The sequence below is a fragment of the Candidatus Accumulibacter similis genome, assembly GCA_013347225.1.
Classification (GTDB): domain Bacteria; phylum Pseudomonadota; class Gammaproteobacteria; order Burkholderiales; family Rhodocyclaceae; genus Accumulibacter; species Accumulibacter similis.
Map to the genome: position 1 here is coordinate 834,536 of CP054595.1, position 17,835 is coordinate 852,370.

General features: G+C 63.7%; 18 protein-coding genes and 2 pseudogenes. 4 read left to right on the top strand and 16 right to left on the bottom strand.

Going from position 1 to position 17,835, the window contains the following annotated elements:
• The 4 genes from HT579_03665 to HT579_03680 all read left to right on the top strand — a co-directional run bounded on the left by HT579_03665 (nt 1) and on the right by HT579_03680 (nt 3,633).
• Nucleotides 1-909, top strand: coding sequence for a patatin-like phospholipase family protein (locus tag HT579_03665; protein QKS31482.1), 909 nt, complete (start codon nt 1-3; stop codon nt 907-909).
• Complete coding sequence (locus HT579_03670) at nt 906-2,018, top strand: nucleotidyltransferase (GenBank protein QKS28118.1); 1,113 nt, start codon at nt 906-908, stop codon at nt 2,016-2,018. Before HT579_03665 ends, HT579_03670 begins: the two co-directional genes overlap by 4 nt.
• A 136-nt stretch (nt 2,019-2,154) precedes the next feature.
• Nucleotides 2,155-3,351: an IS4 family transposase gene (locus tag HT579_03675; GenBank protein ID QKS31483.1), complete on the top strand. Its 1,197-nt coding sequence runs from the start codon at nt 2,155-2,157 to the stop codon at nt 3,349-3,351.
• 27 nt (nt 3,352-3,378) lie between these two features.
• A complete protein-coding gene (locus HT579_03680) occupies nt 3,379-3,633 on the top strand; it encodes a hypothetical protein (GenBank protein QKS28119.1) in 255 nt (84 codons plus the stop codon).
• On the opposite strand, the pseudogene HT579_03685 reads toward HT579_03680, so the two are convergent.
• The 16 genes and pseudogenes from HT579_03685 to HT579_03760 all read right to left on the bottom strand — a co-directional run bounded on the left by HT579_03685 (nt 3,628) and on the right by HT579_03760 (nt 17,807).
• A pseudogene (locus HT579_03685) lies at nt 3,628-3,867 on the bottom strand (lysozyme). The gene HT579_03680 and the pseudogene HT579_03685 overlap by 6 nt on opposite strands.
• Nucleotides 3,868-4,073: 206 nt before the next feature.
• Nucleotides 4,074-4,757, bottom strand: coding sequence for a hypothetical protein (locus HT579_03690; protein ID QKS28120.1), 684 nt, complete (start codon nt 4,755-4,757; stop codon nt 4,074-4,076).
• Nucleotides 4,758-4,874: 117 nt separating this feature from the next.
• Nucleotides 4,875-5,137, bottom strand: a pseudogene (locus HT579_03695) (hypothetical protein).
• Nucleotides 5,138-5,354: 217 nt separating this feature from the next.
• Nucleotides 5,355-6,314 carry an NYN domain-containing protein gene (locus tag HT579_03700; GenBank protein ID QKS28121.1) on the bottom strand — a complete coding sequence of 320 codons (960 nt, stop codon included), beginning with the start codon at nt 6,312-6,314 and terminating at the stop codon, nt 5,355-5,357.
• 248 nt (nt 6,315-6,562) lie between these two features.
• On the bottom strand, nt 6,563-6,853 hold the full coding sequence (locus tag HT579_03705; GenBank protein QKS28122.1) for a hypothetical protein: 291 nt from the start codon (nt 6,851-6,853) through the stop codon (nt 6,563-6,565).
• A gap of 67 nt (nt 6,854-6,920) precedes the next feature.
• Nucleotides 6,921-7,271 (bottom strand): DUF2793 domain-containing protein, encoded by a 351-nt coding sequence (locus tag HT579_03710; GenBank protein ID QKS28123.1) that lies wholly within the window; start codon nt 7,269-7,271, stop codon nt 6,921-6,923.
• On the bottom strand, nt 7,271-9,475 hold the full coding sequence (locus HT579_03715) for a hypothetical protein (protein ID QKS28124.1): 2,205 nt from the start codon (nt 9,473-9,475) through the stop codon (nt 7,271-7,273). Before HT579_03715 ends, HT579_03710 begins: the two co-directional genes overlap by 1 nt.
• On the bottom strand, nt 9,472-9,681 hold the full coding sequence (locus HT579_03720) for a hypothetical protein (protein QKS28125.1): 210 nt from the start codon (nt 9,679-9,681) through the stop codon (nt 9,472-9,474). The genes HT579_03715 and HT579_03720 overlap by 4 nt, the downstream gene beginning before the upstream one ends.
• Nucleotides 9,678-9,920 (bottom strand): hypothetical protein, encoded by a 243-nt coding sequence (locus HT579_03725; protein QKS28126.1) that lies wholly within the window; start codon nt 9,918-9,920, stop codon nt 9,678-9,680. Before HT579_03725 ends, HT579_03720 begins: the two co-directional genes overlap by 4 nt.
• 12 nt (nt 9,921-9,932) lie before the next feature.
• Entirely contained in the window at nt 9,933-10,730 is a 798-nt protein-coding gene (locus HT579_03730; GenBank protein ID QKS28127.1) for a phage BR0599 family protein, read from the bottom strand.
• A gap of 4 nt (nt 10,731-10,734) precedes the next feature.
• Nucleotides 10,735-12,417, bottom strand: coding sequence for a hypothetical protein (locus HT579_03735; protein QKS28128.1), 1,683 nt, complete (start codon nt 12,415-12,417; stop codon nt 10,735-10,737).
• 3 nt (nt 12,418-12,420) lie between these two features.
• A complete protein-coding gene (locus HT579_03740) occupies nt 12,421-13,221 on the bottom strand; it encodes a hypothetical protein (GenBank protein QKS28129.1) in 801 nt (266 codons plus the stop codon).
• A gap of 31 nt (nt 13,222-13,252) precedes the next feature.
• Entirely contained in the window at nt 13,253-14,059 is an 807-nt protein-coding gene (locus HT579_03745; protein QKS28130.1) for a hypothetical protein, read from the bottom strand.
• Nucleotides 14,059-16,572: a phage tail protein gene (locus HT579_03750; protein QKS28131.1), complete on the bottom strand. Its 2,514-nt coding sequence runs from the start codon at nt 16,570-16,572 to the stop codon at nt 14,059-14,061. The genes HT579_03745 and HT579_03750 overlap by 1 nt, the downstream gene beginning before the upstream one ends.
• Nucleotides 16,573-16,607: 35 nt before the next feature.
• Nucleotides 16,608-17,255 (bottom strand): hypothetical protein, encoded by a 648-nt coding sequence (locus HT579_03755; GenBank protein ID QKS28132.1) that lies wholly within the window; start codon nt 17,253-17,255, stop codon nt 16,608-16,610.
• Between the two features lie 144 nt (nt 17,256-17,399).
• Nucleotides 17,400-17,807 (bottom strand): hypothetical protein, encoded by a 408-nt coding sequence (locus HT579_03760; GenBank protein ID QKS31484.1) that lies wholly within the window; start codon nt 17,805-17,807, stop codon nt 17,400-17,402.
• Nucleotides 17,808-17,835: the final 28 nt, after the last annotated feature.

The following is a 17,835-nucleotide window of genomic DNA, read 5'->3' on the forward strand; positions in this document are numbered from 1 at the left end:
CTGGTGATGAGAGTCCTAGCAATCGACGGTGGAGGAATTCGGGGTATCTATGCTAGTCACGTTCTGGAACGGATTCAGAATTCCTTTGGCACCCAGTTCCATCGAGACTTCGATCTCATCGCAGGAACTAGCACGGGTTCAATCATCGCGGCGGCTCTTGCATTCGAGATTCCAATCTCGGATGTGACAAAGCTCTATCGTGAGCAGGGGCCGTTGATCTTTTGTCCCAGACGTTGGTCTTTCGGGGGCGCGTTCTTGCCGCGGTACACAAGCGATCCACTACGTGCAGCACTGAGCGATGTTTTTCAGGATGCGACTTTGTCGGATGCAAAGGCAAGACTAATTATTCCGGCCACGGATATTGGTAACGGTGGCGTTCACGTCTTCAAATCCGCATATGACGAGAGTTTCGTTCGTGATCGTGACGTGAGGGTCGTTGATGCGGTGGTGGCGTCCTGTAGCGCCCCCTCTTACTTCGCGCCAGCACGCGTCGGGCCCTACCAATTGAGCGATGGGGGCTTGTGGGCCAACAACCCTTCTCTTGTTGCTGTGACTGAAGCGCTTACTCGGCTTGGCGCACAGCGCTCTGAGATCAGATTACTTTCTGTCGGTACGGGAATTGGCAAGAACTATTACCCGATAGGGGGTGCTCAAAAACGGTGGGGGTTCTTGACCGGATGGGGAATTCCTAAGTTCATCTCTATGCTCTTGAACTTGCAGGCAGCGACCGCCAGTAACGTTACTCAGATGCTACTCGACAAGCATCAGACTGTGCGAATCAATTTTGAATCCGATTTGCCCTTGTCATTGGACGACGTAAGCACGCTCGACGATCTCATCACCAAGGCTGATAAAGACTTCACTCACAACTCGAAGGCCATCCGGCAGTTGCTTGGAGAAACGCAATGAAACTGACCGAACATTTCAACACGTTTCTGGCCGACGTTGTCAATCTCAACCAGACACGGATCGACACCCTGAAGTCCCGGGTGGATGCCATCGTATCGACCCTTGAGGGGTTCGATGTCTATTCCGACATTCTGATTGACACTATTCCGCAAGGGTCGTGGGCACACAGAACGATTATCAAACCCACCGGAAGTTCGGGGGCCTTTGATGCTGACGTAGTCGCGTTTGTGGAGCCACACGACGAGTGGACTCCAGCGGACTACATCGATCATTTGTACGACCAGTTCAAGTCTCACGGAACCTACGCAGATAAGGTTTCGCGGAAAACCCGCTGCGTCACCATTCAATACGCGGGGGAGTTTTCTATTGACGTGGTGCCGTGCATCCGGCGCTCGGGGTTCTTGGAGACAACTGAGTGGATTCTGAATCGCTCCGACGATGCTGAAGAGCAAACCAATCCAGACGGTTTTACGGAGTGGTTTCTTCAGCGAAACACCTACGTCGGCAGCAATCAGTTGATCAAGATCGTCCGGATATTGAAGTACCTTCGTGATGTGAAATTAACCTTCTCGGCAAAGTCCATCTTGATCACAACATTGGTCGGTGAGCGAATTTCCTGGTTGGATGAGTTTGGAGACGAGTTCTCAGACGTGCCCAGTTCACTTCGCACAGTCATCAAGCGCCTGAATGCTTATCTCCAAGAGCGACCGGATATGCCGGAAATCGCAAATCCGAGCCTGTCGTCCGAATCGTTCACCCGGCACTGGGACCAGGATAAGTACACCAACTTTCGCTCGTGCATCAATCGCTATGCCGAGTGGATTGAAGATGCCTATCTTGAGAAGGATCGCGATGAAAGCATCGTCAAGTGGCGCAGGGTGTTTGGTGACGATTTTGCCAAATCAGTTACTCTTGCCAAGGCAGTGAGCTTCAGTGAGTCACAGGCTGAAGACGTGTCACATGTGGCCCCGCCGCCTTGGCCTGTACTTCAGACAGGAAGGATCACGGTTACAGCTACACTGCATTCATCGAAAGCAGGCAATTTTCTCGGAACATATCGGTCCGATGGGCCCGCACTGCCAGCCCATACCTCAATCCTCACAAGTTAGCATATCCGCATATTTCGCGCGAAGCCTTGTGTCGGCCGTAGTCCTGCGGCAAAATAGCTCTGTAACCAATTGTTTATAAAGGAGAATCGCATGACGGCCTGAATATGCCAATATACTTGGCAGACTCTCCAAGTATCTGTTTTCACAAGAGTTACTGCAAGTGGCTCGCCTCGACGCCAAACACTTCACCCGCTGCCGAACCCTCACCCTGCCAACGGTCCTCAGTTTTCTGCTCTCCAGCGTTCACGCCGCCGTCCAGTCGGAACTCGATCAGTTCTTCGCCAACCTGCGCAATCGCGCCGACTCGGTTCGCGAGGTCACCGCTCAAGCCTTCTACCAGGCACGTTACAAGATCAACGCGCTGGTGTTCGGCGAGGTCAATCAGCACCTCATGGAACTGGTGGAGGAACACTTGCCGCTCCCGCGCTGGAGAGGTTTACGGGTGGTCGCGGCGGATGGCAGCGCGGTTCGCCTGACGATGATGAAGGACAACGTCCGGTCGATCGTCACGGGCGTGGCTTTCGGCCTCTACCTGCCGGGCATCGAGCTGTTTCTGAACTTCCGCCTGCATGAGCCTTTGTCCGATGAGCGTCAGATGTTCTTCGAGGCGATCGATTGTCTGCGCTCCGACGATGTGCTCGTGATGGACCGCGGCTTTCCCTGTCGTTGGCTGGTGTCGGCGCTGACGGCACGTCACATCCCCTTCTGCATCCGCTGCGATTTGTCGCGAGGATTCAAGGTGGTACGCGAGTTCCTGCAGTCCGGTCGAAGCGAGCAGGTCGTCGTCTTGCGCGCGCCCAATGCCCGTGATGCCAAGGACTATGAATGCCCGGCCACGCCGACCACGGTTCGCTTGGTGCGGGTAGCGACACCGAACGGACGGGTGCATGTGGTGATGACATCGCTCCTCGATCCCGTGACCTTTCCGGCCGCCGCGTTTGCCGAGCTGTACCACGGCCGTTGGCGAATCGAAGAGGCGTTCAAACGGATCAAGCACCGGCTGCAACTGGAGCATACTTCCGGCTTGTCTTGGCATGCGGCGCGCCAGGATTTCGGCGCCAAGGCGGTCTTCGACAACCTCAATGCACTGGCCGCCTATGTCGCCACCGATGCCCTCCTCGATCCCGGTTCGTCCTACAAGATCAACCGCACCTTGGAACTCGACAAGATCAAACGACAGATCGGCCGTTGGCTCCTGGCTGCAACCGCCACCACTCGCCGCCTCAAGCCCATCCTCCAGGAGATCGCGTTGAACCTCCAGAAGTTCGTCCCCAATCGCTCCCAACCTCGAAAACCGCAGCCGAAACCGCACCTCTCCCACGCTTACAAGTAACAATGACAATAGGCTAACTTTCGAGGATTGGCCCATACCTGGCTGAATTTCAAGGCCACACACTCTTTCACAAACAGTGTGGCTATCAGGTGGCAAGTCGTCAACACAGGGTGGGCCGCGCGTATTGCCAAATGCCTTCGAGGGGGATTCGAACACAGCGGCACTGAGATTTGGGAGCACACCTTGTACAAGGGAAAGCATTGGGTTGAATGTTTTGCCGTTGACCTGAAACATGGGGTAAGCCTGGGCCGTAGCGGGCGTTTCTACGTCAATATTTCATAGTGATATCAAGTCAATTTCTGCGTGCCGCCTGATGGTCAGACCCGGCAGTACCTTTCCGCCGCCGTAGACCCACCGGCGCAGTTCCATTACGGTGGCCACCCACTCACGCTGGTTAACCCGCCGCCGCAGAGTCGACGTCTGCAGCCGCCCGGCGCCGAGGTTGAATGCAAAGTCGACGATAGCCGTAAGCCGCCCCTCAGGCTCGGTGCCCAGCACCGGGCAGTAGCGCAGCGTCCCGAATGTCCCGTGCCGCTGCCCCGATCAGCGCAATGAACTCTCCCGCCTCCATCACAGCACCTCCTTCACCTCCCTCGCCACCTCATCGATCCCGGCATCCCGATTCCTCTCGATGAAGTTGAAGACCCAGCGCGCGATCGCCCAGCCCGGCAGACCGCAGCCGAAGATCAAGCCGCCCAGTGCCTAGATGCCTGACGCCACGTTCAAGACCCTTCTCCTTTCCTTGCACGAATGGAGCCAACAAGTTCCTCGTCAGGCAGCGAGATCACGCTGAACAGATACTCGCGAACAGGGGCGATCACAGCCTCTGAACTCGACTTTAGCTCGGCGCTATGACTTGCTGCCGCCTTGCGAAGGGCGTTCCCAAGAGTGGGAGTTGTGTAGTTTTTCTGCATGCCCTCAAGGGAGAGGATGGCACTTTCACTTTCTCCGAGGTAGCTGTCAGTCACAGCCGCTTCGATAGAGGACAGCTTCGCAAACGCATCCGTGAATTTGCCTCGCGCGGCCGGGAAATGGGACAGCAAGTCAGAGTACGCGGTGCCCAGTTGCTCATCCAGAACCTTCTGTGCGACTCGTGTTCGCTCAATGTTCACCTGCTTCCAGAATTCGTCGCGCACGCGTTGAACGTTGAAACTCTCCCCGAGCTTTTCGCTCAGCCCAACATAAGTCGGTTGCAACTCCTGATACATGGAAATCTGCAAGGCCTGCCAGCGGTCCAGTTTCGCGATGGCGGTGGCCGCAGCAGAGCGAACGCGGCTGGCCTGTTCCGTTACCTTGGCGTCGCGGTCTTTCGATAGCGAGAGGAGAAGGGCGATGACGGAAATGACAATCGTCGCAGTGGTAAGAAGATCGCTTACCTTGATGGACCAGTCGAGTTGCATGGACATGATGAGATAGAGGCTGGCTAAAGAAAAGCGCTTATCCGCTGCCCGACGGCGAGGATAAACGTCATTGGACCGAAGGACGGTAAGGGGACGACTGTCGGGATTGTAAGCGAGGTTTTATCACACCCCCTCCTTCACTTCCTTCGCGACCTCATCGATTCCGGCATCCCGGTTTTTCTCGATGAAGTTGAAGACCCAGCGCACGATCGCCCAACCCGGCAGGCCGCATCCGAAGATCAACCCGCCCAGCGCCACAAGGCCGGTCACCGACTCCTGCGGCCGGAAGTGCTGGACGGCGATGGCCTCGCCGCAGATCCCGGTGACCTCGGTACTGATCACCCGACCGCCCACTCCCGATGCGTTCGTGGCGGCGTCATCAGCATCACCACGAGGGCCGAAAGCAGCGCCTCGCCGGCCGCAGCAGCTCCGGCTGCATCAAGTGCGGCAGATCCGGCGACTCCTCTACTAGTTGGATCTGCCACTCTCAGTCCCGACGGGAATTCAGCCAAACGCGATTCTTCCCGCACCCAAAGTATGTCAATGGCAGCATCCGTTCTGGCGACAACTATCTTGACGTTCACCGTGACTTCGGACCGCTGTTCACTGTTCAGGACACGGTGTGCCGCCACGCAAGCGAAGTTCGTGGTCAAACCTGCCCTTGCGGGACTCAACGATGTCGCTCATCGACGCCATCATTTCGATGAAGCTGCGGAACCCGAAAGTCGATTCATTGAACGTGGGATCCATGCGTTGAATGAACGGGCGCAAGCGTGCCTTTTGGATCCACGTCTCACCGCGCGTTTGGGACAGCCGTGTGATTGCCTTGATCACCAGATCACGCGCCGCCTGTTGCCGCGCCGCTGGGCTTACGGCCATGACCAGTAGTTCGCAGAGTTCTTCCTCGTCCTCCTGCGTGAGCAACCCACTTGTTCCGGTTGAGGACTCCATCAGACTCTTGGCAGGGGCCGTTGGCTCGGCCGCAGTCACTGATTCCCGTGCCGGGCGAGCTGTAGTCGGCGTCGGCGTCGAGCTCAGCAGGGATTCATAGAACTTGAATTCATGGCAACTGCGCGCCCAGTGGCGATTGGTCGACCGCTCGCTACCAATTCCGATCAGCGTCCGTCCAGCCGCCTTCACTTTGTATGATAAGGGCATGTAATCGCTGTCGCCGCCCACAACAATGATCGTGCAGATGTGAGGGAAGCGGACCATGTCATCCATGACATCAAGGCACAGCTTGATGTCTGCGCCGTTCTTGGCGTTCGCCCCAGGCGGAAAAACCTGTATCAGCTCTATTGCCGATTCGAGAAGCTGTGTCTTATACCGGTTGAACGATACCCAATTGGCAAAAGCTCTGTTGATGGCGATTGGCCCCACCGATAGCGCAAATTCGATGATGGTCGAGATCTGAAGGATCTCCTCTTGTGGTCGGAATCGGTTGCTCTCATAGGTACCGGCACCGTGCTCCTGATCGACCAGGCTGGCATGGAGATTTTCGAAGTCCCAATAGATCGCTACTGTTTCCGCAGTGTTTTCCACTCTCGGCAGTCCTGATGTCACGAGTTACCAATGTATATCATGTGTCATTTGCCCAGTCCAACACGGGGGTGCCATCTTCCGTTTGGCGACTGGACGTCCGCGGTCATTTCCAGGCTCACGCAGACGGTCAGTTCCACTGATCGCTGCGGTCAGACGCTCCGCCCAGCCGCGCAACGGAACCTGAACCATCACGCTACACTTTCCTGACTGCATTGTCGAAGGGGGCCGTGACCTCCCCCTGAATCCCTGCACCCAGGCTATGCACGCCTTCACTGCCCACCCCCGAACACCTTCCACTTCACGAACGCCCCCGCGAGCGTGGCCATCACCAGCCCGGTGACCAGCATCCGGACGATCGTCAGCCATGCGGTCTTCTTCGCTTCATTGAAGGCATCGAGCAGACTGCGCAGCTCACGGATGTCGTGCGCCGCATCGGGCCCGTCGAGTCCGACGCCGTGCAGGGCGTGTCGGGCTCCGCGCTCGGCGGCGCGCTCGAGCAGTTCCTCGAAGTCATCGCGCGGCATGGAGACCATGCCGTCAGTCACGCTGGGCGTGTTCATGTCTTGTCCTCCAGAGAGAAGAAGCACGCCGCATAGGCGGCTTCTACGGCTCACCAATCGCGAACGCTTAGATCGCGATTCCGACGCTCCAGCCGGCCGCCTTGAAGACCGACAGAGCGCCCTCGTCCTCGATGAAGCACAGCCAGCCGACCCTCGGCGCGTAAAACTCCCAGGCTCCGCCGATGCGCACCGCAATCAGACCGGCGCGCCCCGACCAGACGCCGGTCGCTCCTGCCGGGATCAGGTAACGGTCCCCATCGACCGGGCTCGCCGGCGGCGTGCCGAGATCCCGGTCTTTCACCGAGAGCCCCACCACTGCACCGAGTCGCTTCAAGTTGGCGTCCATGCCGTCCTTCCAGCCCGACTCGCCGACCGTCCAGCCATAACTGAGCCCCAGATTCGGATCCACACTCGCCATCAGATGCCTCCGTAGTATTTGCCGTAATGGAGTCCATAGCCCGCGCGGTCGAACGCGATCACCTGCTTCTGCCACGACAGGTGCCCACCCCGCTCGGCCTCGATCTCGATTCGTAGGCGACCGTTGATGCGCGACAGCCCCGATTCCGCAGCTTCCTCCGCGAGCGTCCAGGCGACACCGGTGCCGGTCAGCCCGGCGCGTGTCCTGACGAGCACGCCCTTTTCGTTGAACAGCCGGACGGTCGTCGTCTGCCCGGCCTCCGGCGTGATCGACCCCTCGGTCTGCAGCACCAGGTAGGCGGTCTGAATCTGCCGATTGCGTGTCGCCCACGAGATCGAGAGTTCGCCGCTGATCACGCCCGGATAGCGCAGCCCGTTCACCCGCACGTTGCCCGGGCAGTACGGGCGAATGAAGCGCTTGGCCAGCGTCACGTTCAACTCGGTCGCTGCGGCCTCCGCCAAGGTCCCTTTCGGCGTTCGCGGCAGGAGTTTCACCCGCGCGACCTCGTTCTGCACATACTCCGGCGTCAGATAGAAGCGCCAGCCGTCAACGAACCACAGGCGAGCCCCCACCGCATGCGCCACCGGCACGGTGTCGAGCAGGCCGCGCTCCAGCGTCACCGTCTGCGCGACGAGGTTGACGGCCGTCACCTGCACCCACTCGCCGTCGACCACCGCCAGCGTGTTCGGCTCCACCTCATCGAGGTCGATCCCGCCGGCGATCCCCACCGTGGTGTTGGTGGCCGATAGCGGCAAGGACTCGGTCAGCACCGCCGTCGGCGTGAAGGTCCCGAAGCCCTTCGACTGAAACGCCCCGGCTTGATACGCCTGGGCCTCGAAGCCGTAGGCGTCCGAGTTCGACCGCGCCCCGCAGGCCGCCACCAGCCCGTCGAGTTCCCCGATGTCGGCGATCAGGCTCTGCGACTCACCGGTGAAATCCGCGATCACCGACCAGTACGGCACCTCGTAGAGCATCTGCACCGGGCACGCCCTGGGCATGCTGACCGGCTCGACCCAGCCGGTCGGCGGCGGCACGGCATAGACCGACTGCGGCAAGCCGAAGACGTCCTGCACGCACTCCACTCGCACCGCCCCGTCGGCCAACTCTCCATACGACAGCCGAGCTACCCGCATCGCGATCTCGGTGATCCCGTAGGGCGGCCACGCAAAGCGGATCACATCACCGATGTTCAATAGAGAGGCCTGGCGATTGGCGACGAAGACGCCCTTCGCGAGTCCCGACGACAACTGCTTCAGTTCGCGCATCGCGACCCGGTTCGCCAGCTCGGCCTTCGAGATGCCGGGGAAGTTCACGCTGGTCGCCACCACGCTGCCGGTCATCTGCACCCCGGCGAGATCCTGCACCGTCACCGAGGTGTCCTTGTCCGTTTCGCGATCGCGGTAGATCACCGTCACCTGGTTGGTCACTTCGCCCCACGACGGCCGCGAGAATTCTTCGAGGCGCAGGATGTTGGACGGATCGAAGCCCGCCTGATTGGCGAGCGTGTAGTCCGCTCGGGCAAGCCGCAGGGTGAACAGCCCGCTGCGCGGATGGACGTACAGCACCCCGTCGATGTGCTTCAGGATCGCCAGCACGAAGGATTCGATCGTCTCCTCGCGGCTCCACAGCAGCGACAGACCGAAGCCCTCGCCGTAGAGCGTCGCGGCCGCTCGCGTAAAACTCGCGTCGTCGAGGTCGCTCTCGGGATACCCCATGCCCCAATCGCCATTCGTCAGGCACTCGCGAATGATGTGCGCCGGATTGGCGTCGCCGTCGATCTCGGCAGTCCCGCTGTTCCACGCCCGCGGGATCCGTTTCGCGCGCACCGACCACGGCTTGATGTACGGGTTCATCGCCGCCACCCACACCCGTTTCAGAACCAGCGAGAAGACGCCGCGGAAGGCCGGAATCGTGCTGCCGAGAACGCCCTTCAGATAAGCGTTCCGCTCCTGGCTGGCCTCACCCATCAGGACGTCGACGGGGCCCAGCACGCCGCCCTCGCGCTCCTCGCCACCGAAGAGCGTGGGGTTGTCGATCTGAATCGTCGTGCTCGCCGTGACGTTCCCCGACCACGCCACCCGTTCGCCGACGCGGATCTCGGTCAGCGCGTCGACGGGACCGTGACAGAGCGCGAGATGCGCCCCGAGCCCATACCAGTAGCCGACCGTATAGCTCTGCTTGCCCTTGCCACCCCCCCGGCTCATCGATCGTCCTCCGCCCCAATCCCACCCTCGGCCAGATCCGCGAGGCGGATCGCCATCGCATCACCGGTCGCGCGCAGCCAGTCGCTGTCAACGCCGTGCTCGACGAACGCCTCCCAGCTCCGCTCCCGGCCGTCGAACCAGCGGCGAACGCCCTTGACGCAGTAACCCAACTCCCGCGCGTGCGCGACCGTCACCCGAGTGCTCACTTCTTTCCTCCCGACGACTTGCGAATCGCCCGCACCTGGACGTCGCCATACCAGACGACGTTCGGCCCGGACAGCAGACGGGTGCCGAAGAGCACCGGGATCGGCGCGTCCTGCGAAGCGATCGGCACATCTTTGTCACCAATCTGGCCGGGTTGCGCGTTCTCCGGCGCTTTCGGCCGCGGCGCCAGGAGCGCCGAGAGGACGGTCGTGACGACCCAGACGAGGATCTGTTGCCACATGGTCGACTCCGATCAGACGATCGCGTCGCCGGTGAAGGGGTTCTTCACCGGGATGAACGGGAAACCGCCGAACTGGTCGAGGTTGTCGAAGCGACTCGCGCACTGCCCCAGCGAGTGATCGCAGCCGGCCAACAGCGAGACCGCATCACCGACCGCGAGGCCGATCAAGGGCGCGGCGAGCGTCAAGCTCGACCCGCTGTGCGCCGTGATCATGCGCAACCCCACGCCTGCCGAAAGCATCCCGGCCGTGAAATACCCGTCAGCCGCGGTGGCCGCCGCCGCAACCGTCAGCTGCGTGCCGCCGAGGCTGGAGACGATCCCATCGACCCGAAACCGCTCGCGCAGCGCCCCGCAGCTCGGCGAGTACAGCACGTGCCGACAGAGCAGCTGATAGCGCGCGCGCAGACCGACCCGCTTCAACGACGTGGCGATCGGCTCGCATTTCAGCTGTACCGTCGCGCCCGAGAAGCGCGCCGCACTGACCCGGCCTTTCCAGTAGGTGATGAACTCCGGGTCGGCCCGATGCCGGCGATAGATCGTGACGCTGACGATCCCCTCGGGCGGCGCGGCAAGGAACAGCGTTCCCAACGGATCGTCGCGGGGCAGCGTGATCTCGAGGCCGTTTCGGTGGATCTCGTTCGCCTGCTCGATCGCCCCGCGGGTCAGCGTCCGCGGCGCATAGGTTTCCGACAGATGGTCCACCGGCAGCTGGCTCGAGGTGTAGCACCAGTGGCGGGTTCCCTGCGCGAAGCGGTACAGCTCGATCGGGCTCCCATCCGCCACCGACTGCTCCACGGTCGTATAGCTCATGGCCTCACTCCTGGACCGTCCGGACTTCCAGCACGGCCTGGACGATCCCGTCCGTCTCCCAGAAGAATTCCTGCGCGTCGGCCTCGAGCCGCACGAGGTCGAGAAACGATACCTGCAGCACCCGGGCCAGCGGAATGGTGACCCCCAGCGTCGAATCGAGCATCAGCAGTTCCTCGTCTTCGGAGATCTCGGTTGCGCCGGTGATCCGCCGGTGATGGACCGCGCCGCCGGCGACCCGAATCGCCACGTCGCGCCGGATCGTCGGACTCGCGAGGTAGCGCGCGTAACCGATGTTCTTCACCGCCAGGTGCTGGTCGGCCGCGTGGATCGGCCGGGTCACCTCGACATCCGACTGCCCCGAAGACAGCCAGAACGGCACCGCCCGTCCCTGGCGCGCGTGCAACCAGGCGCGGAAGGCCTGGATCGTCGCGCGATTGCCGAATGTGAACCGCAGCCGCTTGCCCACCACCGGGTGGCCGCTGAGATCGTCAATGTTCACCGGCCCGGTGCCGTAGTCGAGGACGGCGAGCTTGCGACGCCAGGTGTCGGTGCGGTCCTCGATCCGGTTCGGACGCCACTCCAGCACGCGATACCCCCGGTAAGCGCTCGGGCCATCGATCGCCGGCACGGGGCTCGGGTCCTCGATCTCCAAGCGCACCCGCGCGCTGGCTAGCGCATCGGTCGGGTGCGCGACGACGGCGTCGCCATCGATGCGGGCGAAGCGCGCCGGGAAGACGCGGGTTCCCGCCGGCCAACCGCGCGAAAGCGGCTGCTTCAGGGTCAGCGCGTTGCCAGCCAGCGACAGAATCTCGGCGACCTCGTGGTGCAGGTTGTCCGACCAGAACGCGACCAGGCCGCCGGCATGGTAGTCGGCATGCGCCGCATCGGACACACGGACCGCCGCCGCGCCCGCCGACAGCGGGGCGGTGAGCACCGTGCGGTCGGTCCACACCGGCACGGCAAAGACCCGGGCTCCCCAGGCGTGCAGGAGCGTCTCCAGCACCCGCACGCCCTGCCCGGCGAGATCGAGCTGGAACTCGAAGCTGCGACGGGGAACGCTGCGCAACCGGATGCGCTGCTCGCTGCCGTCGTAGGACTCCAGCACGTCGGTCAGCCACGCCAGCCGCTCGGTAATGCCGCCCGCCCAGTTCGGGGCGAAGCCCAAGACCACGACGCGGCGGCCGGTCACGGTGAGTGCCGAGCTCGCCCCGTTGCTGAAGCGCAAGACGTAGTGTGCCGACAGGACCGGGCTTCCCAGCGTCGACGCCGCCACGGTATGGACGCGCGACGCCAGCCCGCCATAGACCAGCGGCGGTGGCGACTGTCCGCTCAGCGAAACGCCATCGGCGCCGGTCTCCTCGATCGCGGTCAGGCTGACCGGTGACAGAAACGCATTCCAGACCTCGACGGCCTGGCTCACCGGGCTCACGAGGTTGCCGAAGTCGATCGCCGCCGGCAGCACGTGGATGCGGTGATACCAGTCGTCGCGGAAGCTCCGGTCAGCCGCTCCCGTCAAACCCGCGCGCGGCAGCACGCCCGGCCAGGTGAAGCTCCGGATCCCGGCACGATCCAGCCCGACGATCGACGGGACGCCCGCCAAGCCGACTGTCTGTAGGTTGGCCGAGACCGTGTGGTGACCCGCCAAGTGGAGGACGGCAAGGCCCGTCACGCCGATGAGAGTCGCCATCGCTCACTTCCGAAGGGCCAGCCCGACGCCTCCCGCCGCCCGGTCGCTGCGGAAGAACACCATCCACTCGTCGGCGCCGATCGTCACCGTATCGCCATTGTTGAAGTGCTGCATGTGGACACAACGCAGGTGCGGCAGGAATCCGAGCAGCACGCCATAGCCCCCCGACTGCACCATCACCCGGATCGGCATCAGCGGAGCGAGGCCGTTGAACTGGTTCGTCGTCTCGGGTGGGCCATCGCGCCAGAGCGGGACCGAGCCGCCGGCGCCGAGCCATCGGTAGCCATCCACCTCGGCGCGCAGCGCGAGTTGGTGCGCGTAGTAGTTGGAAACCGCTGGCGCCCAGAACTGGTGGCCACCGTAGAACGCGCCGCTGTCGTAGAGGCCGGTCTGGATCAGCTGGCCCACCGCGAAGTGCGTATTGGCCTGCGCCGGAGAGACGAACACCCCGGCCAGGAGGTCCGGATTCGTCTGCGCAACGAGATGCCAGGTACACGGAAAGAGCGAGGCACTCTGCGTGCCGACGTTCACCGGGCAGGTCAGCGGGTAGGGAATCGCGTCGGTTTGGCTGTCCCAGGCGCGTGCGCTGCTGTATCCGGTCGAGCCTTTGAGCGCGAGGGCGTAGCTGGCTGGCGCGTAAGCGGTCGAGAAGTCCGCCCAGACGGCACCCCGGTTCACGTGCAGACGGTAGCCGGCCCCTTCGGCGGCGTAGGCGTTGACGGTCCAGCCGTTCGCCCCGGCGAAGCCGTGGATCGCATCCAGCAATTGATTGGCGGTCGAGGCGACGCCGGTGGCGTAAGTCATGTGGTCGTCCAGGAAGCGGGGAGGTGTTTGTTTACTGCAGGCGCAACGCGACGTAGTTGCCGATGCCGGTCGACGCGACGTCCTGCAGCACCAGATGGTTCACCCCGTCGACGGTGACGAGGTTCTCCGAGGCATTGCCGAAACCCGAGACGTGAAACAGCCCGTCGATCTCGCCATAGATCGCCGTGGCGTCGTAGAGCACCAGACTGGTCAGCGGATAGATGGCGCCCGGCGAGTGTTTGTACGTCTGCCCCGCCGGGTAGCGCGACGGCGTCGCCCACACCCCGGCGAGGTTGCGCATCTGGCCATTCCAGATGGTCGAGACTTCCGACCAGCGGCGCCCGCCGAAGTAGTAGTTGTCGGTGCCGGAGACGAAGAACGGGTAAGGAAACTGCCCCGGCGTCGCATAGGGCGTCAGGAAGCCCAGGTGCATCAGCATGTAGCGGCTGCTCACCTTCACCGCGAGGATCGCCCGCCGGCCGTTGGCGACCAGCCAGTAGCTCATCGGGCTGTTCCACAGCGACAGGTAATGCGCCGGGCTCAGCCCCGGCTGGCCGGTGAAGTTCGCGCCGGAGAGATAGCCGGTGTAGCCGAGCACCTGCCACTGATAGAGATCCGAGGCGGCCGTTTCCTGCGAGAACAGCCCGGCGTAGATCGCGTCCGTGCCGGCGAGACCCGGCGCCTTCAGGATCAGCTCCTGCGTCGACGCCTGCTGCACCCAGCGCAGTTCCTGCCACGCCTGGCCGGCGGCGATGAGGCTCGGGTGGCCGGTGACGAAAGCCCGGAAGCGGCCCAGCAGATCCCGATGGTCGGCCGCGATTCCCGATTCGTACGCCATTACGCCAGCACCTGTTTCACCGCTCCGGCATTGCGGGCGAGAATATTGAGGAGCGTCCGTTCGCCGGCGGACGAGTTGAGGTAATCGTGGGCGAGCGACGGATCGACGACGTTCACGATGCGCACGCTCGGCTGGGCGGCGCCGGCCGGCGCAGACGGCTTGAGCTGCTCGACGAGACCGCCTTCGGCGAAGGCCAGGCGGCCTGCGGTCACCCGAGGCCCACGAGCGATCCCGTTCAGCGCGTCGAGGAACGACACGCCGATCGTTCGCACAGCGGCGGCCTGGAGCACATACTCGCCGGCCGACAGGCGCGCCGGGATCGAGTCGGAGGTGGAGGTACCCGGACCGGTGACATAGCCACCGGCCGCAAGACCACGGCCGCCGAAGAGGGATGCGATGAACCCCCCGAGACTCGCACCGCCCGAGCCTTTGCCGAGACTGCCGAAGAGGCTCTCGACCAGTTTCTGGGCGGCGATCTTCTGAATGGCCAGGAGGACCGAGCGCGCAAAATCGGCGAACGCCTCCTTGGCCGACTTCGCGCCCGAGCCGATGGACTCGAACAGTTGCACGAAGCCGTCCTCGATTGCGCCGTCGATGCGCCGGGCGACGTCGTCGGACTCGGTTGCGAGTCCCCGTACTTCGACTCGCAGGCGCGCGACGCGGTTGATCGCCTCCTCGGATCCGGTTGCGCGGGCCAGGGCCTCCATCCGGGGAATCAGACCCTCGACCTCCTGCGCGGTCTGCTGGTGCAGGGTCAGGAGGCCCTGCCGCATCTGCGATTCGGTGAGCAGGCCGGCCTCGCGTTGCACCTGGAGTTCGGCTTCGGCGATGCGCATCCGCTCCATCACCGACTGGAACTGCGACTCCAGCCGCCCGAGTTCGGCGAGATGCGCCTCGACGTCGATCAGGCGGTTGACCTCGGCTTCGCCTGCCTGGTCTCCCGCCGCACGAAGCCTGTCCAGCAGCGGCTGGTACTCCTGCGTCAGCTTCTCGCGCGTGATCTCGCCACCGGCGCCGCCGTGGATCTCGGCCAGGCGTTGCCGGACCTGGGCGAGTTCTTTCGCCAGATCGGCTTCGGCCTTGGCCGCCTTGCGGGCGCTCTCGATCTCGACGTCGGCACGCTCGCGGTTCAGGACGATCAGCTCGGCCTCGAGCTTCTTCACTTCGGCCTTCGCGCGCAGACGAGCACTCTCGTCCTTGCCGGTGGTCGTCCCCTTCGTCTGCTCGGCGAGTTCCTGCTGTTTGGCGGCGATCTCGGCATCGATCGCCGCTTGGGCGATCTGCGCCTTGGCTGCATGAAACGCACGGATCGAGACCAGGTGGTCCTCGAAGGCGCGGTCGTAGGCTTCCTGCGCCCGCTTGAGGCTGTCCTGCAGGAGGCGGAGTTCGGCTTCGGCGTTCGCCTTGATCAGCGCGAGACGCGCGCCGCTCGTATCCGGGCTGCCGGCCGACCGGGCGAGCCGCCCGGCGATCGATTCCCCGGTTGGTCTGACTTCCGGCTTCTTCGCGTCGACCGGCTTCGGATTGAAGAGCCTGTCGTGGAACTGGATCACCCGGTCGCGCCGCGCGGCGAGGCTGGTCTCCAGTTCGCCGAGGATCGTCTGCGCTTGGCTGACGTTCCCCTTCAGTCGCGCGACGCCGGCGGCCACACCCGCCCCCATCGCTTCGCCCAGGGCGAGAAAGCCGTTGGCGGTCACCGCCGCACCCAGCGCCAGGGTCTTCAAGGCCAGAACGACGCCGTCGAGGATTGCCTGCAAGCTGCCGCCGTTCTTCGCCGACTCGACGAGTCCGCGGGCGAGATCGCCCAGCGCGGGCAGGACACTCGCGGCGATGCCGTGGGCCACACCCTGCAATGCGGCGCGCAGGAGGTTCAGGTCATCGTTGAACTCGGCCGCCCGGGTCGCCGTCTCGCCGGAAATCTCGCCGCCGAGTTCGCGAAACTGCGCCGTCAGGTCCCGAATGCCGTCGGCACCGCGATTGAGGAACGGGATCATATCGGTCCCGGCCTTGCCGAAGAGCTTCACCGCCAGCGCGGACTTCTCGGGACCATCCGGCATCGCCTGGAAACGGGTCGCCAGATCGAGCAGCACCTGGTCGGTCGCACGCAGTTCCCCGGTGCTCTCGCGGAAGGTGATGCCGAGCGCGGCAAAGAGGCGCTGGTTCTCGCCCGATCCGGCGGCCGCTTCGAACATCGCCGTCGAGAGTCTCTTGAGCGAGGTGGCGAAGGCCTCGGCGCCGACGTTCTCGTGCTGCGCGGCGAGCTTCAGGGTCGACAGGGCTTCGACGCTGATGCCGGCCTTCTGCGACAGTTCATCGAGTTCGTCGGCGGCGTCGATGCTGCCCTTGATGAACGCAACGAAGCCGGCGCCGCTCAGGGCGACGCCGAGGGTGCCGAGCAGCCCGTTCACCGAGCGAGCGTGGTCGGTGAGTGCACGCAGGTTGCCCTGGATCGACGCGAAGGCCGAACGCGTCTGGTCGATGGCGGTGACGAGGATCTGGGCGCGGTTGGTCATGGGGGCTTTCGGTGTAGGGGAGATTCGAGGTTGCCTCACACGTCCTTGAGTTCTCGCCGGATCGCTTCGGCGATGCGCGGCAGGTTCCGCCGCACGGTGCCCTCGAGGTCGAGGCGCTTCTTCAGCGACACGCTCCTCACGAGCACGGCGACCGGAATCTCCTGGCCGCGCTGCAGACGCTTCACGCCCGTGCGGGCCCGCTCGGCGCGCTTGAAGCGAGCGAGCTCGCGATCGTTCTCCCGGATGTTCTCGGCCATCAGGATCGCCTGGCCGCCTCTCTGGATGAAGAAGGCGTTGCCCGAGCGCATCAGTCCGTCGATGATGGCCCGGAAGCGCTTCCGGCCGATGCGCTGGTGTTCGGGCAGCAGGGGAATCAGCATCCGGCCGCTGATCGTCCCGCCGCTCTCGTGGATGCCGAGCCACGGCACCCGGCTACCGATGCGCAACGCCGGCAGTCGGTCGGGACGCCGGTCGAAGACCGTCGCCCGCAGGGATTTCAGGAAGCCGGCTCGCCGGATCTGCAACGCCGACTGCATCTGCACCCGGGCCTGCGCCGCCACCTCACGCCCCGACTCCCGAAACCCTCGGGCGACGGCGGCATGGATCTCCCGCTGCCGCTGGGCGGTCCAGGCGCGGAACTCCGGCGGGTCGAAGAGACCCGAGGTGGTCAGGCTAATCTTCACGGTTGAGGGTTCTTTGCAAGCGGGTGATGGCCTCGGACTCGCCCTGGCCACCGATCGCGACGACGAGCAAGAGATCGGCGAGACGCCGCCGTTCCGCGCGGTGGGCGGCGCGCAGGAAGGCCTCGACCTGCGCCAGCGTGTAGTTCAGGATCTCGGGGTAGCGGTGGCCGGCGGCGAGGAGGCGCTGGACGGCATCCCCCCAACGGTCGCGTGCGTCCGGGCGGCGAGACGACGGGCGACCCGATCGATCTCCGGACTCACGCGCCGGACAAAAAAATCGGCATTGACCTCCAGCAGGGCTTCGGCCAGGCGGATCGCCTCATCCAGGGCCAGACCGTCGACCCACAGGCGTGGACGGCGACTCGCCAGCGCCACGGCTTCGAGCAGCGACTCGCCGTGGTCGGCGCAGATGCCGAGCCAGTCGATCGCCGTCGTCAGTTGCTCGGCGAACGGTCGGATCGCCCGCACGAAGGCCGGCAGCTCGCCGACGCGCAGCGGCGTCAGATCCAGAGTCTCACCGCGGATCTCGATCGAGACGGGCAGCGGCGGCAGGGCGGCAAAGTCGCTCTGGGCGGGGGAC

Bases quoted from the DNA above. Each gene is read 5' to 3' on its own strand.
- HT579_03730 (QKS28127.1), bottom strand. From the start codon at position 10,730: ATGAGCTATACGACCGTGGAGCAGTCGGTGGCGGATGGGAGCCCGATC.
- HT579_03745 (QKS28130.1), bottom strand. From the start codon at position 14,059: ATGGCGTACGAATCGGGAATCGCGGCCGACCATCGGGATCTGCTGGGC.
- HT579_03710 (QKS28123.1), bottom strand. From the start codon at position 7,271: ATGGCGAGTGTGGATCCGAATCTGGGGCTCAGTTATGGCTGGACGGTC.
- HT579_03750 (QKS28131.1), bottom strand. From the start codon at position 16,572: ATGACCAACCGCGCCCAGATCCTCGTCACCGCCATCGACCAGACGCGT.
- HT579_03735 (QKS28128.1), bottom strand. From the start codon at position 12,417: ATGGCGACTCTCATCGGCGTGACGGGCCTTGCCGTCCTCCACTTGGCG.
- HT579_03725 (QKS28126.1), bottom strand. From the start codon at position 9,920: ATGTGGCAACAGATCCTCGTCTGGGTCGTCACGACCGTCCTCTCGGCG.
- HT579_03705 (QKS28122.1), bottom strand. From the start codon at position 6,853: ATGAACACGCCCAGCGTGACTGACGGCATGGTCTCCATGCCGCGCGAT.
- HT579_03690 (QKS28120.1), bottom strand. From the start codon at position 4,757: ATGTCCATGCAACTCGACTGGTCCATCAAGGTAAGCGATCTTCTTACC.
- HT579_03670 (QKS28118.1), top strand. From the start codon at position 906: ATGAAACTGACCGAACATTTCAACACGTTTCTGGCCGACGTTGTCAAT.
- HT579_03740 (QKS28129.1), bottom strand. From the start codon at position 13,221: ATGACTTACGCCACCGGCGTCGCCTCGACCGCCAATCAATTGCTGGAT.
- HT579_03715 (QKS28124.1), bottom strand. From the start codon at position 9,475: ATGAGCCGGGGGGGTGGCAAGGGCAAGCAGAGCTATACGGTCGGCTAC.